This window comes from Marinimicrobium agarilyticum DSM 16975 (assembly GCF_000423345.1).
GTDB lineage: Bacteria > Pseudomonadota > Gammaproteobacteria > Pseudomonadales > Cellvibrionaceae > Marinimicrobium > Marinimicrobium agarilyticum.
Map to the genome: position 1 here is coordinate 174,844 of NZ_AUHU01000004.1, position 13,700 is coordinate 188,543.

The 13,700-nt window shown below is 61.0% G+C and carries 11 protein-coding genes; 7 read left to right on the top strand and 4 right to left on the bottom strand.

Annotated elements, in window-relative coordinates; genetic code table 11:
• Nucleotides 1–6: 6 nt before the first annotated feature.
• The 4 genes from G547_RS0103775 to gatC all read right to left on the bottom strand — a co-directional run bounded on the left by G547_RS0103775 (nucleotide 7) and on the right by gatC (nucleotide 3,876).
• The gene (locus G547_RS0103775) at nucleotides 7–306 is read right to left on the bottom strand and encodes a PA4642 family protein (RefSeq protein ID WP_027328693.1); all 300 of its coding nucleotides are present in this window, start codon (nucleotides 304–306) and stop codon (nucleotides 7–9) included.
• Nucleotides 307–320: 14 nt separating this feature from the next.
• Nucleotides 321–1,766 carry an Asp-tRNA(Asn)/Glu-tRNA(Gln) amidotransferase subunit GatB gene (gene gatB, locus G547_RS0103780; RefSeq protein ID WP_027328694.1) on the bottom strand — a complete coding sequence of 482 codons (1,446 nt, stop codon included), beginning with the start codon at nucleotides 1,764–1,766 and terminating at the stop codon, nucleotides 321–323.
• A 302-nt stretch (nucleotides 1,767–2,068) separates the two neighbouring features.
• Nucleotides 2,069–3,523: an Asp-tRNA(Asn)/Glu-tRNA(Gln) amidotransferase subunit GatA gene (gene gatA / locus G547_RS0103785; RefSeq protein WP_027328695.1), complete on the bottom strand. Its 1,455-nt coding sequence runs from the start codon at nucleotides 3,521–3,523 to the stop codon at nucleotides 2,069–2,071.
• A 65-nt stretch (nucleotides 3,524–3,588) separates the two neighbouring features.
• Nucleotides 3,589–3,876 (bottom strand): Asp-tRNA(Asn)/Glu-tRNA(Gln) amidotransferase subunit GatC, encoded by a 288-nt coding sequence (gene gatC, locus G547_RS0103790; protein ID WP_027328696.1) that lies wholly within the window; start codon nucleotides 3,874–3,876, stop codon nucleotides 3,589–3,591.
• Nucleotides 3,877–4,451: 575 nt separating this feature from the next.
• Between gatC and G547_RS0103795 the strand changes: the two genes are divergently transcribed.
• The 7 genes from G547_RS0103795 (at nucleotide 4,452) to msrB (ending at nucleotide 13,652) form a co-directional block, all read left to right on the top strand.
• Nucleotides 4,452–5,486 carry a rod shape-determining protein gene (locus G547_RS0103795; protein WP_027328697.1) on the top strand — a complete coding sequence of 345 codons (1,035 nt, stop codon included), beginning with the start codon at nucleotides 4,452–4,454 and terminating at the stop codon, nucleotides 5,484–5,486.
• Between the two features lie 55 nt (nucleotides 5,487–5,541).
• The gene (gene mreC, locus G547_RS20030) at nucleotides 5,542–6,441 is read left to right on the top strand and encodes a rod shape-determining protein MreC (RefSeq protein ID WP_051234766.1); all 900 of its coding nucleotides are present in this window, start codon (nucleotides 5,542–5,544) and stop codon (nucleotides 6,439–6,441) included.
• Entirely contained in the window at nucleotides 6,434–6,925 is a 492-nt protein-coding gene (mreD, locus tag G547_RS0103805; RefSeq protein WP_027328698.1) for a rod shape-determining protein MreD, read from the top strand. Before mreC ends, mreD begins: the two co-directional genes overlap by 8 nt.
• Nucleotides 6,926–6,938: 13 nt before the next feature.
• A complete protein-coding gene (locus tag G547_RS20035; protein WP_051234768.1) occupies nucleotides 6,939–7,580 on the top strand; it encodes a Maf family protein in 642 nt (213 codons plus the stop codon).
• Nucleotides 7,577–9,043 (top strand): ribonuclease G, encoded by a 1,467-nt coding sequence (gene rng / locus G547_RS0103815; RefSeq protein WP_027328699.1) that lies wholly within the window; start codon nucleotides 7,577–7,579, stop codon nucleotides 9,041–9,043. The genes G547_RS20035 and rng overlap by 4 nt, the downstream gene beginning before the upstream one ends.
• 72 nt (nucleotides 9,044–9,115) lie before the next feature.
• Nucleotides 9,116–13,093 carry a YhdP family protein gene (locus G547_RS20040; protein ID WP_051234770.1) on the top strand — a complete coding sequence of 1,326 codons (3,978 nt, stop codon included), beginning with the start codon at nucleotides 9,116–9,118 and terminating at the stop codon, nucleotides 13,091–13,093.
• A gap of 1 nt (nucleotide 13,094) precedes the next feature.
• The gene (msrB, locus tag G547_RS20045) at nucleotides 13,095–13,652 is read left to right on the top strand and encodes a peptide-methionine (R)-S-oxide reductase MsrB (protein ID WP_084645644.1); all 558 of its coding nucleotides are present in this window, start codon (nucleotides 13,095–13,097) and stop codon (nucleotides 13,650–13,652) included.
• Nucleotides 13,653–13,700: the final 48 nt, after the last annotated feature.

A 13,700-nucleotide genomic window follows, 5' to 3' on the forward strand; every position in this document is an offset into this window, starting at 1 on the left:
GGCCGGTTACTGGGCTCCGGCTTTTTTCAGGGCGGCGATGTATTCGTCGGCCATGCGGTGGTCCTTGATGGCTTGAAGAAAGGTCTTGCCGTCCGGGCCGGGGGCGTTAATGTCATGGTTGCGTTCGGAGAAGAACTGCACGAACGTCGCGAAATTTTCTTCACGCATGCCGCGATAGGCTTTTTCCAGAAGGTGGTAATCGTGATTAATACCCTCGGGGGCGGGGTACTGGAAGAAGCTTTTGATGCGCTCGTCATCGAAGTGTTCGCCGACGACCTTTTTTTTGTCTTTTTTCAGTTCGCTCATAATGTCTTGTCTCGTTAACCTTCCAGTTTCTTGATCAGGATTTCGTTGACGGCCTGTGGGTTCGCCTGGCCTTTGCTGGCTTTCATGATCTGGCCCACAAAGAAGCCCAGCATTTTCGGGCGCTTGGCCGGGTCGGCGTTGCGGTAGTTGTCCACCTGCGCCTGGTTGTTGGCGATCACGTCGTCGACCATTTTTTCCAGTTCGCCGGTGTCGGAGACCTGCTTCAGGCCCTGTTTCTCAATGATGGCGTCGGCATCGCCTTCACCCTTGGTCATGGCTTCAAAGACTTTCTTGGCAATCTTGCTGGAGATGGTGCCGTCTTTGATACGAGCGATCAGACCGCCCAGCATGACCGGTGTAACCGGTGATTGGGCGATGCCGATTTCTTCTTTGTTCAGGTAAGCCGCCAGGTCGGCCATGACCCAGTTGCCGGCGAGTTTGGCTTCGCCGCAGGCTTTTACGGTCGCCTCAAAGTAGTCCGCCGTGGCCCGGTCGCCCGCCAGTTGGCTGGCGTCGTAGTCGGGCAGGTCGTAGTCTTTGATAAACCGTTCGCGTCGGGCTTCCGGCAGTTCCGGCATGTCCTGGCGCACGGTCTCGATGAAATCGTCATCGATAATGACCGGCAGCAGGTCGGGGCAGGGGAAGTAGCGGTAATCGTTGGAGTCTTCTTTGGTGCGCATGGAGCGGGCGGTTTTGGTCTCGCCGTTGTACAGACGGGTTTCCTGCACGATTTTGCCGCCGTCTTCGAGTACGTCGATCTGTCGCTCTACCTCCAGGGCAATACACTCTTCCATAAAGCGGAAGGAGTTGAGGTTTTTGGTTTCGGTGCGGGTGCCGAATTCTTCCTCGCCCTTCAGGCGCACGGAGATGTTGACGTCAAAGCGCATGGAGCCCTGTGACATGTCGCCGTCGCAGATTTCGAGCGAGGTGACGATGTTGTGCAGTTGTCTGGCAAAGGCGACGGCTTCTTCGGCGCTGCGCATGTCCGGTTCGGTGACGACTTCGATCAGCGGGGTGCCGGCGCGGTTGAGGTCGATGCCGGTCATGCCGTGGTAGTCTTCGTGCAGGGATTTGCCGGCGTCTTCTTCGAGGTGGGCGTGGTGGATGCGCACGCGTTTGGTCCGGCCGCCTTCGAGTTGCAGGTCGACGTACCCGGGGCCGACGATGGGTTCGGCCAGTTGGGTGGTCTGGTAGCCTTTGGGCAGGTCGGGGTAGAAGTAGTTTTTCCGTTCGAACACGGAGCGTTTTCCGATCTCTGCGTTGACGGCGAGGCCGAATTTGACGGCGTTGTGGAACGCTTGTTCGTTGGCCACGGGCAGGGTGCCGGGCATGGCCAGGTCGACGGCGCACGCTTGGGTGTTGGGGTCAGCGCCGAAGGCGGTGCTGGCGCCGGAGAATAATTTGGTGTTGGTTGAAAGTTGTACGTGAACTTCCAGGCCAATAACTGTTTCCCATTCCATCTCAAATAACCTTTAATTCGGTTCGTCTTGGGTATCTTGTATTTGAGTCCGGCTTTGGGTGGGGCATACCGGTTGAAGACCCGCCGTGAATATATCCCTATAGGCTTCTCATCGGCATCCATGCCTCAGAGAGTCTTCAACCGGTATGCCCCACCCAAAGCCTCAGTGCCACTCATCCGGTTTGCGTAGGGCGGATAAGCTTGCGCATCCGCCGTAAATACACGTTATGCCGCGATAAAACATCACTCTTGGCAACGGCGGATGTGCCTCCGGCTTATCCGCCCTACGTGAATCTCGCGGACTTAATCAATCCCCGGCGCACACTTCTCGTGGAAGTCGGTCGCTAACTGAAATTGATGCGCGACGTTCAACAACCGCCCCTCGGCAAAATAATTGCCGATCAATTGCAGCCCGACTGGTTTGCTGTCCACCAACCCACACGGAATTGACAGGCCCGGCAGGCCGGCGAGGTTGGTGGCGATGGTGTAAATGTCTTCCAGGTACATGGCCACCGGGTCCTGGCTCTTGGCGCCGAAGGCGAAGGCCGGGGACGGGGAGGTGGGGCCGAGGATGACGTCGACTTTGTCGAAGGCATCGACGAAGTCCTGTTTGATCAGCCGGCGTACCTGTTGGGCTTTGTTGTAGTAGGCGTCGTAGTAACCGGCGGACAGGGCGTAGGTGCCCACGAGGATGCGGCGTTTGACTTCTTCGCCGAAGCCTTCGCTTCTTGAGCGTTCGTAGAGGTCGTGCAGGTCGGTCGGGTTGTCGCACCGGTGGCCGTAGCGCACGCCGTCGAAGCGGGAGAGGTTCGCGGAGCATTCGGCCGGGGCGATGACGTAGTAGGCCGGTACCGCCAGATGGGTGTGCGGCAGGCTGATGTCGTGGGTGGTGGCGCCCAGGCTTTCGTAGATTTTGATGGCGTCCTGTACCCGCGCAGCGGTCTCGGCGTTGAGGCCGTCACCGAAGTATTCCTTGGGGATGCCGATTTTCAGGCCGTCTAAGGGCTGATCAAGGTGCGCCGTGTAGTCTTCGAGCGGCTGGTCCACGCAGGTGGAGTCTTTCGGGTCGAAGCTGGCCATGGCGTTGAGCATCAGGGCCGAGTCGGCGGCGGTGCGGGTCAGGGTGCCGGCCTGGTCCAGGCTGGAGGCGAAGGCGATCATGCCCCAGCGGCTGACGCGCCCGTAGGTGGGCTTGAGGCCGGTCAGGCCACACAGCGCGGCCGGTTGGCGGATGGAGCCGCCGGTGTCGCTCGCGGTGGCTGCCGGTGCCAGGTGGGCGGCGACAGACGCCGCCGAGCCACCGGAGGAGCCGCCGGGCACGCAGCCGGTGTCCCAGGGGTTTTTCACCGGGCCGTAGAAGCTGGTTTCGTTGGAGGAGCCCATGGCGAACTCGTCCATATTGGTTTTGCCCAGCATGACCGCGCCGGCCGCTTCGTAGTTCTCCACGATGGTGGCGTTGTAGGGGGCAATAAAGTTGTCCAGCATCTTGGAGGCGCAGCTGGTGCGCACGCCCAGGGTACAGAAGATGTCCTTGTGGGCGATGGGCACGCCGCACAGGGCCGGGGCCTTGCCTTGGGCCAGGCGTTCATCGGCTCTTGCCGCCTGAGCCAGGGCCCGCTCTTCGGTGACGGTGATAAAGCTGTTGTAGGTGCCGTCCAGGCGCTTGATCCGGTCCAGGTAGTGGCGTGTCAGCTCGACGCTGGAGTATTCCCGGTCTCGGAGCCCTTGAACCAGTTGGGCAATGGTGTGTTGATGCATTGCGGTTGCTATCCTCAAATCAAAGTCGGTGGCATGGGCGGATGGTGCGCGGGTATCCGGGCGAATTACTCAATGACGCGGGGTACCAGGTAGAGGCCGTCTTCCGTTGCCGGCGCAATCGCCTGGAAGTGTTCGCGCTCATTGGGCTCGGTGACCTGGTCAGCGCGCAGGCGCTGGGTGGCGTCCAGCGGGTGGGCCATGGGCTTGACGCCCGCGGTATCGACGGCCTGCAACTGGTCCACGAGGGCCAGTACGTCAGAGATGCGTTCAGTCACTTGACCGACTTCATCGTCAGAAACAGCAATGCGCGCCAAATGCGCCAGCTTGGCGATGTCGGAAGAGGCAATAGCCATCAGGGTGCTCCAGCTCGGTAATGGCTCCGGTTCAAAACGTGCACAACCGGTGCTCAAAAAAGGTCCAAAAGTTCGCGTTTATGCAACAAGATGGCAAAGTTACCACATTTGCGCCTTGCCCAAAATCCCCGCCGTTGATAGAGTGCCAGCATCTGCGCCGACGCTTCGGGTCTGCACGGGGAGAAGTGCCTACAGCGGCTGGGCAAAATAGAGCCTACAGCGGTTGGGCAATAAATGCCTACAGCGGCAGGGGAACAAGCGCCTGCCCAGTCGCCTCAGGTAACGGTCGAAGTTACTGTGAGAAAAGGCAAGCAGCCGTGTCGGGTAAAGCGGTTCCACCTCGTGTAAACTGTCTGGAAGCCTTGATTTCAGGCCAATAGTGAATTCCTCGCCGGGGTGCCGGTCCAATCCGCCGCTTCGGGTGTCGCTGTCACTCGCCTGAGCGCCGTGTCGATCGCCGGGATGACAGCGAAAAATGGCGGCTCATTGGGGCCGCACACAGAATTTTGAGGCATGGCGCTTCCATGGTGCCGTGCAAGACAGAACAATATGTATACCTAAGGTTGCGTGAATCAATGTTAAAACACCTCCGTGGAGCCTTTTCCAACGACCTGTCCATCGACCTTGGCACCGCCAATACGCTGATCTACGTGCGCGGTCGGGGCATTGTGCTGAACGAACCCTCGGTGGTGGCGATTCGTCACCACAATGGCCACAAGATCGTGGAAGCCGTGGGCACCGAAGCCAAGCGAATGCTGGGCCGCACGCCGGGCAACATCACCGCCATTCGCCCCCTGAAAGATGGGGTCATTGCCGATTTCCAGGTCACCGAGAAAATGCTCCAGCACTTTATCAGGAAGGTGCACGAAGCGAGCTGGTTCCAGCCCAGCCCCCGGGTGCTGATCAGTGTGCCCTGCCTGTCGACCGAAGTGGAAAAGCGCGCAATCCGTGAGTCGGCCATGGGCGCCGGTGCCCGCGAAGTCCGGCTGATCGAAGAACCCATGGCCGCCGCCATCGGCGCGGGCCTGAAGGTCTCCGAAGCCAGCGGCTCCATGGTGGTGGATATCGGTGGCGGTACCACTGAAATTGCCGTGATCTCCCTTAACGGCGTGGTTTACTCCGACTCTGTGCGTATTGGCGGTGATCGCTTTGATGAAGCCATTGTCAACTACGTCCGCCGCCATTACGGCAGTGTTATTGGCGATGCCACTGCCGAGCGTATCAAGCAGGAAGTGGGCTGTGCGTTCGCGGGCAGCGAAGTGCGGGAAATCGATGTGCGCGGTCGCAACCTTGCCGAAGGGGTTCCGCGCAGCTTTACCCTGAACAGCGATGAAATTCTGGAAGCCCTGCAGGAACCTCTGGCCGGTATCGTGCAGGCGGTCAAGAGCGCGCTGGAGCAGTCCCCGCCGGAACTGGCGGCGGACATCGCCGAAAGCGGCGTGGTGCTCACCGGTGGCGGCGCCCTGCTGCGCGATATCGATCGGCTGTTGTCCAATGAGACCGGCCTGCCCTTTATCGTGGCGGAAGACCCGCTGACCTGTGTTGCGCGGGGCGGTGGTCTGGCGATGGAAATGATGGATAAACGGAATATCGACTTGCTGTCTTCCTGAAGGGGCGCTCAGAGTGAGCGAGCTACACTGAGCGGGAGAGAGTGTTATCAAAACGCTGTTTACCAAAGGCCCGGCGGTCGCCTCACGCGCGTTGTTTTTCAGCATCGCCGCCGTCGGGCTTATTCTTGTCAGCCTCTATACGGATTGGCTGGACCCGGTGCGCTCCAAGCTCGGGGTCATCGCTGAGCCGTTCTACTGGGTCACCAATATTCCCGAGCGTATCGGGGACTGGAGTGACGATACCTTCAGCTCTCGGCAGGCACTTCAGGAAGAGAACGAAGCGCTCAAGTCCGAACTGCTGATTCTCCAGCGCAAACTCCAGCAAATGGCCGCTCTGGCGGCGGAAAACGTCCGTCTCAGACGGCTGTTGGGCTCCAGCGACATGCTGCAGGACAATGTCCTGGTGGCGGAGCTGGTAGGCGTATCTCCCAATCCACTGAGTCATTCGGTGGTCATCAACAAAGGCCTCTCGGACGGCGTCTACAACGGTCAGCCCGTGCTCGATGCATTCGGCCTGATGGGCCAAGTGGTTGAGGTCACGCCCGGCAGCAGCCGGGTTCTGCTCATTACCGACAGCAATCACGCGCTTCCGGTCCAGGTCAATCGTAACGGGGTGCGGGCCATTGCCGAAGGCACCGGTCACATCAACCGCTTGCGTTTGCGCCATGTCTCCAACACCACGGACATTCGCGAAGGGGACCTGCTGGTCAGCTCCGGCCTTGGAGATCGTTTCCCTGTGGGCTACCCGGTGGCGGAAGTCGAAAAAGTCGTGCGGGATCCGGGTCAGGCTTTTTCCACGGTGATCGCCCGCCCCATGGCTCGGCTTGACCGAAGCCGGCACTTACTGCTGGTGTTCGGGAAGGACCGGGGCGAAGGCCGGCGCGAGCCCGCGGGTGAAGCCCAGAGCGAGCTGGTCCCGGAGGATGGAGCCGTCGGGGAACCGGCCGATGATTGAGCTCTTCGGCGGCCACAACCGCTGGCTGATACTGCTGGCTCTGATCGTGGCTCTGACCCTCGCAGTTTATCCTCTGCCGTTGGACTGGCGCTGGTGGCGCCCCGAGTTCGTGGTACTGGTCGTTCTTTACTGGGTCTTCACCTTGCCCGATCACACCAGCCTGACGCTGGTATGGCTGCTCGGTCTGGCGCAGGATCTGGTGGAAGGGGTCCCGCTGGGCCAGAACGCCCTGGCCTTGGTGGTGGTCACCTACATTGCTCTGCAGTCCTACCGTCGGGTTGGCAACTACGCGCTCTGGCAACAGGCCTGCTGGATTTTTTTATTGGTGGGTATCGCCCAACTGACCGGTAACTGGGTTCACAGCCTGGCCGGAGGCGACATCTCCGGCCTGCAGTTTCTCTACCCGGCGCTGACCAGTGCCATACTGTGGCCCCTTTGCTTCCTCGGTTTTGAGGCGCTTCGCCACCGTTACCGCATTCAATAAACGGGATTCTGGCATGACGGATCTGTACCTGGCTTCACAGTCGCCGCGCCGGCGCGAGTTACTGGCGCAGCTCGGCGTGAATTTTGACTGCCTGACGCTCTCGGTTCCCGAAGAGCGCGCCCCCGATGAGTCTCCCGAGGCTTACGTCAGCCGGCTCGCCTTGGACAAGGCTCGATCTGGTTGGGCCCATGCCCGCGAGCAGGGTTTGGCCCCGGCCCCGGTTCTGGGCTCGGATACCATCGGGGTCTGCCTTGGCAAAGTGTTGGAAAAACCCCTCGACCGGGACCATGCCCTGACCATGTGGCGGCTCATGTCCGGGCGGGCCCATGAGGTACTGACGGCTGTGGCGCTCTGTGACGGCGAACGGGAACGCAGCGCTCTGGTGCGCACCCGGGTGTTTTTCCGTGCCCTGGACGAGGCTGAAATGAACGCCTATTGGGCCAGCGGAGAGCCGCAGGACAAGGCCGGAGGTTACGGCATTCAAGGGCTGGGCGGCGTGTTCGTCGAGCGTATTGAGGGCAGCTACAGCGCCGTGGTGGGCCTGCCGTTGGCGCAGACCGCCGAGCTGTTGAATCAGTTCGAGATTCCCTGGTGGGGGCACCGCGTCGACTCGCACCAGACGCAACGGCACCAGACTTCAGGGGCGGATGAATGAGCGAAGAATTACTGGTCAATGTTTCCCCGGTGGAAACCCGAGTGGCGCTGGTCGAAAACGGCGTACTCCAGGAGCTGCACATCGAGCGCAGTCACAACAAAGGTTATGTCGGTAATATCTACAAAGGCAAAGTGGTCCGGGTCCTGCCAGGCATGCAGGCCGCCTTTGTGGAAATCGGCCTGGCGCGCACGGCCTTCATTCACGCCTCGGATATGACCGATTCGGTAGAAGAGGAAGGGCGCCGGGGGGAGGCACCGGACATCCGCACCCTGGTGCGTGAGGGGCAGACGGTTCTGGTGCAGGTCAGCAAGGACCCGATCGGCACCAAGGGCGCTCGCCTGACCACCAACCTCAGCCTCTCTTCGCGCTACCTGGTCTACATGCCCAACAGCGCTCATATCGGCGTCTCCACCCGCATCGATGATGACGCCGAGCGCCAGCGTCTACGCGAGCTGGTGGAGTCGCTCGCGCACGAGGCCGGTGTCGGCGGGGGCTTTATCCTGCGGACCGTGGCTGAGAGCGTCGGAGCGGATGAGCTGCGCAACGATATCGACTTTCTGCAGAAACTCTGGACCGACTTTGAAGAGCGCTCGACCCAGGCCGCGGTGCCCAGCGCTATCCACACCGATATGCCTCTGTTCTTGCGCGCCCTGCGCGACATGGCCCGGGCGCCGATTGAGAAAATCCGGGTGGACTCGCGCCAGAGCTGGTCGCAGATGCGCGAATTTGCCGCCGGCTATTACCCTGAGCTGCAGAGCCTGATCGAATGCTACAGTGGCGAACGTCCCTTGCTCGATCTGTACGGTGTGGAGGACGAAATTGCCCGCGCTCTGGATACCCGCGTACCACTCAAATCCAACGGTTACCTGATTATTGAACAGACCGAGGCCATGACCACCGTCGACGTCAATACCGGCGCGTTCGTGGGCCGGCGCAATCTGGAAGAGACGATTTTCAAAACCAATATGGAGGCGGCCAGTGCCATTGTGCGACAATTGCGCCTGCGCAACCTCGGTGGGATCATTATCCTCGATTTTATCGATATGAAGGATCCCGAGCACGAGCGCCAGGTACTGCGGACATTGGAAAAAGCGTTGGAGAAAGACCACGCCAAAACCAACATCACCGGCGTATCCGACCTGGGCCTGGTGGAGATGACCCGCAAGCGCACCCGCGAGTCCCTCGGCCAGATGTTGTGCGAGCCCTGTCCGCTCTGCTCCGGACGGGGCCAGGTGAAATCGGCGGAAACGGTGTGCTACGAGATCTTTCGGGAGATTCTCAGAGAGGCGCGCGCTTACGATAACGACAAATTTCTGGTGTTGGCCTCACAGCTGGTCGTAGACCGCCTGTTGGATGAGGATGCCGCCTACGTGGCAGACCTCGAGGCGTTTATTGGCCGCACCATCGAGTTCCAGGTAGAAAGCCTCTTTACCCAGGAACAGTACGACATTGTGCTGGTCTGATATCCGGGTCTGCGCGGGGATACCCGGTATTCCCGGGTGTTTGCGCAGCCGGTATGAGGAATCCCTCAGGTTATGGTTTCGGTATTAGCGTACCTTTTGAAGAAATTCTACATTCTGTGTGCCATCGTGCTGATTGCACTCGCGGTGGTGGTTCAGTCTGGCCGAAGCCTTTTCCCTCTGCTCGAGCGCTACGACCAGGAGCTGGCAGACTATCTGTCCGAGCAACTGGGGCTATCGGTGGCCGTTGGCCGGCTGGAAGCGCACTGGGAGGACCTGACGCCGACCCTGCGGCTGCACCAGTTGGTCGTGGACGACGCTGAAGGGCACCGTCTGCTCCAGGCCGAAAGCCTGCTGCTGCGACTCAACCTGCTCAGCAGTGTGGCCGACGGGCGCCTGGCGTGGGATAAGGTCGAGCTTCAGGGGCCGCGCCTGTCCCTCAACCAGGGGCCCGACGGTTACTGGGGCCTGCCGGATTTGACCGACCAGGAACTGGCCGAAGAGCCGCTCGCGCCGGATGACCTGCTGACCCTGTTTCAACTGGGCACGCGGGTGGAAATGCTCGATGCCCGCATTCAACTGACCTTTGCCAATGGTCATCAACAGCAGTTTGTGGCCCCCTACCTGTTGCTGGAACACCAGAACGATTTCCATCGTCTGTCCCTTCAAATCGACATTGAAAACCGCGATCGTGCCCTGGTAGCCGTGCTGGAAGGCAAGGGCGACCCTCGCGACCCGGATACTTTTCATACCGAGGGATACCTGCAACTGCGTGAATTCCCGACGCTGGAGCCGCTGACCGCCATTGGTGGCATTCTCTTTGGTGAGAGCGAACACCGGGAGTGGTATCGGGAAGGGCAGATGAACGCCCGCCTGTGGTTTTCCAGTCAGGAGGACGGCGGCTACAGCTGGGTTGGGCAGCTGTCCCTGGACGAGGTGGCACTGCCACTGGAATCGTTGACCCTGGACCGGGTCAGCGCCGGTGTCAGCGGCGAGTGGGCCCGCTCGGGGCAGTGGCGCCTGAATCTCATTGATCTGAGCGCGGAGTGGCGGGATCGGGCCCTGGAGCCCCTGCAAGTGGCGCTGTCCGCCGATGCCACCGGGGCCCCCGTCGAATTGCTGGTCGATCATATCAATCTGCCGTACTGGAGTTCGCTTGCCGGCCAGTTGGGCCTGCTGGGGGATGGGAAACTCAGGGAGGTGCTCTCCACGCTGAACCCCCAGGGGCATTTGCGCCGGGTTCAACTGAGTGCACCTCAGGGTGAGCCGGGTGACTGGCAATTGCGCGCCGAACTGGAAGAAGTCGCCGTTGACCCCTGGCAAGGCGTACCCGGGCTGACCGGTGTCAATGGCTACGTCCAGGCGAGCGCAGCCGGCGGCCATGTGGATCTGGACAGTCGAAACGGCTTCAGCATGTACTTTGCGAAGGCCTACGCCGAGCCCATGAATTATCAGTCCGCCCGCGGCCAGGTGGCCTGGCACCTCTTGCCAGAGCAGAATCAGATTTACGTCAACAGTGGCCCGCTGCAGCTGCGTGGCGCGGGTGAGCAGGCCCGGGGCTCCATGTGGTTGTCACTGCCGTGGAAGCGACATACGGGCGATATCGACCTGTATCTGGATATCCACGGCGAGGAGTTCAATGTCGGTGCCTACCGTAAGTATCTCCCCAAAGGCGTGCCCGACTCGCTGCGCCAATGGTTGGACCGCAGTCTGGGGGAAAACAACCCCGGCCGGGCCGCGAATGCGCACTTTGTCTTTCGCGGCACTCTCAACCGCCCCGGCGAGCCCTTGTCCCGCAGCTACCAATTGGCGCTGGACATGGTCGGGGCCGATCTGCGCTACCACCCGGACTGGCCCGCCCTCAGTGACCTCAGCGGCCAGTTGGTGCTCAATGACAACGAAGTCAATGCACGCATTAGTCAGGCTCGGCTGTACAACAGCCAGATTTCCGGTACCCGCATTCACGTCGGGGAAAACCCTGCAGGGCAGGGCTTGCTGTTGACCATCGATGGAACCGTCGAGGCCCCGGCCAGTGATGGGTTACGGCTGCTGCGCGAGGGCTACCTGCGTCGCTACGTTAACGACAGTATGGACAAATGGAGCGCCCAGGGCACCGTAAAGGCCAACCTGGACCTGGCGATTCCCCTCGAGGACGGCGCGCCGGGTGCGCGACAGGATGTGGCCATGGAGCTGAACCTGCCGCGCCTGACCTTTGGCAACCTCGGACTGACGTTGCGGGACCTGACTGGCCCCCTGTATTACCGTTCCGGCTCGGGGCTCAGTAGCCCGGGTATTGAAGGCCAGCTATTCGGCGAGCCCCTGCAGTTGAGCGTGGCCAGTCGGACCGAGCAGGGCCTGCCCATGACCGAGATCGCCTTCTCCGGTCGGGTTTCCGGTGAGCGCCTGGCGGAGTGGACGGCAAAACCGGCCCTGCGACTGCTCGAAGGCACCACCGGATTTACCAGCCAACTCTCACTGACCCATCACATCAATCCCGAACCCGACCGGGATCAGCGTCTGGCGAGCCTGGCTCTGGAGAGTGATCTTGAGGGAATGGCCTTGAATCTGCCTGAACCGCTGGGAAAAAGCGCCTCTGAGCGCGAATCCCTTCGGTTTAATCTGATTCTCGGACGTCAAACGGCCCTGACCGAAGTGCATTACGGGGAAAGACTGAAGGCGTTGGCGCAGTTGGACCAGCAGCTTGATCTGCAACGGCTCAGTGTCGGGGTGGGAGTAAGGCCGGAACTGCCTGATGAACCCGGCGTTCGCCTCGTCGGAACACTCCAACAGTTGGACGTCCCGGCCTGGAGAGAGGCAATAGAGCGCTACCGGTCGATGACCCCTCCGGCGGCGGGGGCGGGGACAGACGCCCTGAACGCGCTCGCCGGCTTGCCGGTGCAAGCGGATATTCGGTTGGCCCGGCATCAAGTGGGCCCGTTGTTGCTGGAAAACCTGCAGCTGAACCTTACCTCCATGGAAAGAGGGTGGCGGCTCGGTTTTGATAATGAACAGCTTTCGGGCCTGATCGAGTGGGTGCCAGAGCAGCCTCTGGATCTGACGTTGGCGCGAGTCTCTCTGCCGGAATCGGTTTTCGTGACGGCCGAGCCGAGTGCCACGGCTGAGCCCGCCGAGGAGTTCGACCCCTCTCAATTGCCCGCGACCGACGTGTCGATCGCCCGCCTCACCGTGGGAGGACGCGATTATGGCCGCTGGCGTTTTGAGCTACGTCCCGAGTCCAACAACATTCGTATTGCCGCTCTTGAGGGGGAGATCCGGGGCTTGACCGTCACCGGCAGTGGAGATCGCGGCGGTCGCCTGCAATGGTATTTCGGAGAGGGCGCCGAGGAGCATACGCGCCTGCAGGCCAGAGTATCGGCTGGCGATCTGTCGCAGGTGCTGCAGCGTTTCGGCCAGACCGATGTGCTCGAAAGCCAGTCGGCCGATCACCAGCTCAACTTACGCTGGCCCGGCCCCCCTCAGGCTGTGGACTGGAAAACCGTCTCCGGCACCGTGGACTTCGAAGTGCTTTCCGGCCGCTTCAAACGGAACCCGGCCTCCGGCAGTGACGGGTTGTTGCGGCTGTTCGCCGTGCTTAATTTCGACTCTCTGGCGCGCCGGCTGCGCCTGGATTTTTCCGACCTTTACCAAAGCGGGCTGGCCTACGACAGTATCCGGGGGCAGATGACTCTGGATCAGGGGCAAGTCGTGTTCAGCGAGCCGGTGCTCGTGCGCAGCCCCTCCAGCCGGCTGCAGCTCTCCGGCAGTGCTGACCTGATTGATGAAACCGTGGATACCCGGCTGGTGGCGACGCTGCCGGTCGCGGGCAACTTGACCTTTCTCACCGCCGTTGCCGCAGGGCTCCCCGCCGCTGCCGGGGTGTTCCTGGTCAGCAAGCTGTTTGAGAAGCAGGTGGACCAGGCGACGAGCATCAGCTACACCATTGAAGGGGACTGGGATGATCCAGTTATCAAGTTTGATCGAATGTTTGAAGGTGGCGCGGGTCTAACGAACCGTGAGTCGTCGGAATCATCCGACCCGTCGGAGGAACCTTGATATGCGATATTTTCCCTGGTTTTTGAGCGGCCTGCCGCTGACGCTGGGGCTTTTGCTGCTCTGGGCCTTACCCGCTGTGGGCCAGTCCGATGTGGCACAGGCCAAGGCCTGGATCGAGGCAGGTAAACACCTCGATCGTATTGAAAAAGACACCTGGCGCGAGCTGCTGACCGAGGATGAATTCGACATTCTCTGGGAAAAAGGCACCGAACGGGCGTTTACCGGGGAGCTGCTGGATAACAAACGCGACGGCGTGTACGTCACGGTCGGTTGTCGTATCCCGGTCTTTGATTCCCGCCACAAGTACAAATCCGGCACGGGGTGGCCGAGCTTCTGGGACGTACTCGACAAGGACAATATTCGCCTGGAGGACGACTACACCTGGTACGGTGTCCGCCGGGTGGAAGTGGTGTCTTCCTGTGGCGAGCACCTGGGCCACGTCTTTGAAGACGGCCCCGACCCCACGGGCCTGCGTTACTGCATCAACTCTCTGGCCCTGGATTTTGTGCCCCGGGAAGAGTGGGAGGCGCAGCAACAGATGGGCAAGAAAGGGCCCTAAACGCCGCGTGGCTCCAGTTTCCCACCGGATTGTGATAATGTTCGCAGA

Coding starts and splice junctions, on each gene's coding strand:
- G547_RS0103775 (WP_027328693.1), bottom strand. CDS start 306: ATGAGCGAACTGAAAAAAGACAAAAAAAAGGTCGTCGGCGAACACTTC.
- gatB (WP_027328694.1), bottom strand. CDS start 1,766: ATGGAATGGGAAACAGTTATTGGCCTGGAAGTTCACGTACAACTTTCA.
- gatA (WP_027328695.1), bottom strand. CDS start 3,523: ATGCATCAACACACCATTGCCCAACTGGTTCAAGGGCTCCGAGACCGG.
- gatC (WP_027328696.1), bottom strand. CDS start 3,876: ATGGCTATTGCCTCTTCCGACATCGCCAAGCTGGCGCATTTGGCGCGC.
- G547_RS0103795 (WP_027328697.1), top strand. CDS start 4,452: ATGTTAAAACACCTCCGTGGAGCCTTTTCCAACGACCTGTCCATCGAC.
- mreD (WP_027328698.1), top strand. CDS start 6,434: ATGATTGAGCTCTTCGGCGGCCACAACCGCTGGCTGATACTGCTGGCT.
- G547_RS20035 (WP_051234768.1), top strand. CDS start 6,939: ATGACGGATCTGTACCTGGCTTCACAGTCGCCGCGCCGGCGCGAGTTA.
- rng (WP_027328699.1), top strand. CDS start 7,577: ATGAGCGAAGAATTACTGGTCAATGTTTCCCCGGTGGAAACCCGAGTG.
- G547_RS20040 (WP_051234770.1), top strand. CDS start 9,116: ATGGTTTCGGTATTAGCGTACCTTTTGAAGAAATTCTACATTCTGTGT.
- msrB (WP_084645644.1), top strand. CDS start 13,095: ATGCGATATTTTCCCTGGTTTTTGAGCGGCCTGCCGCTGACGCTGGGG.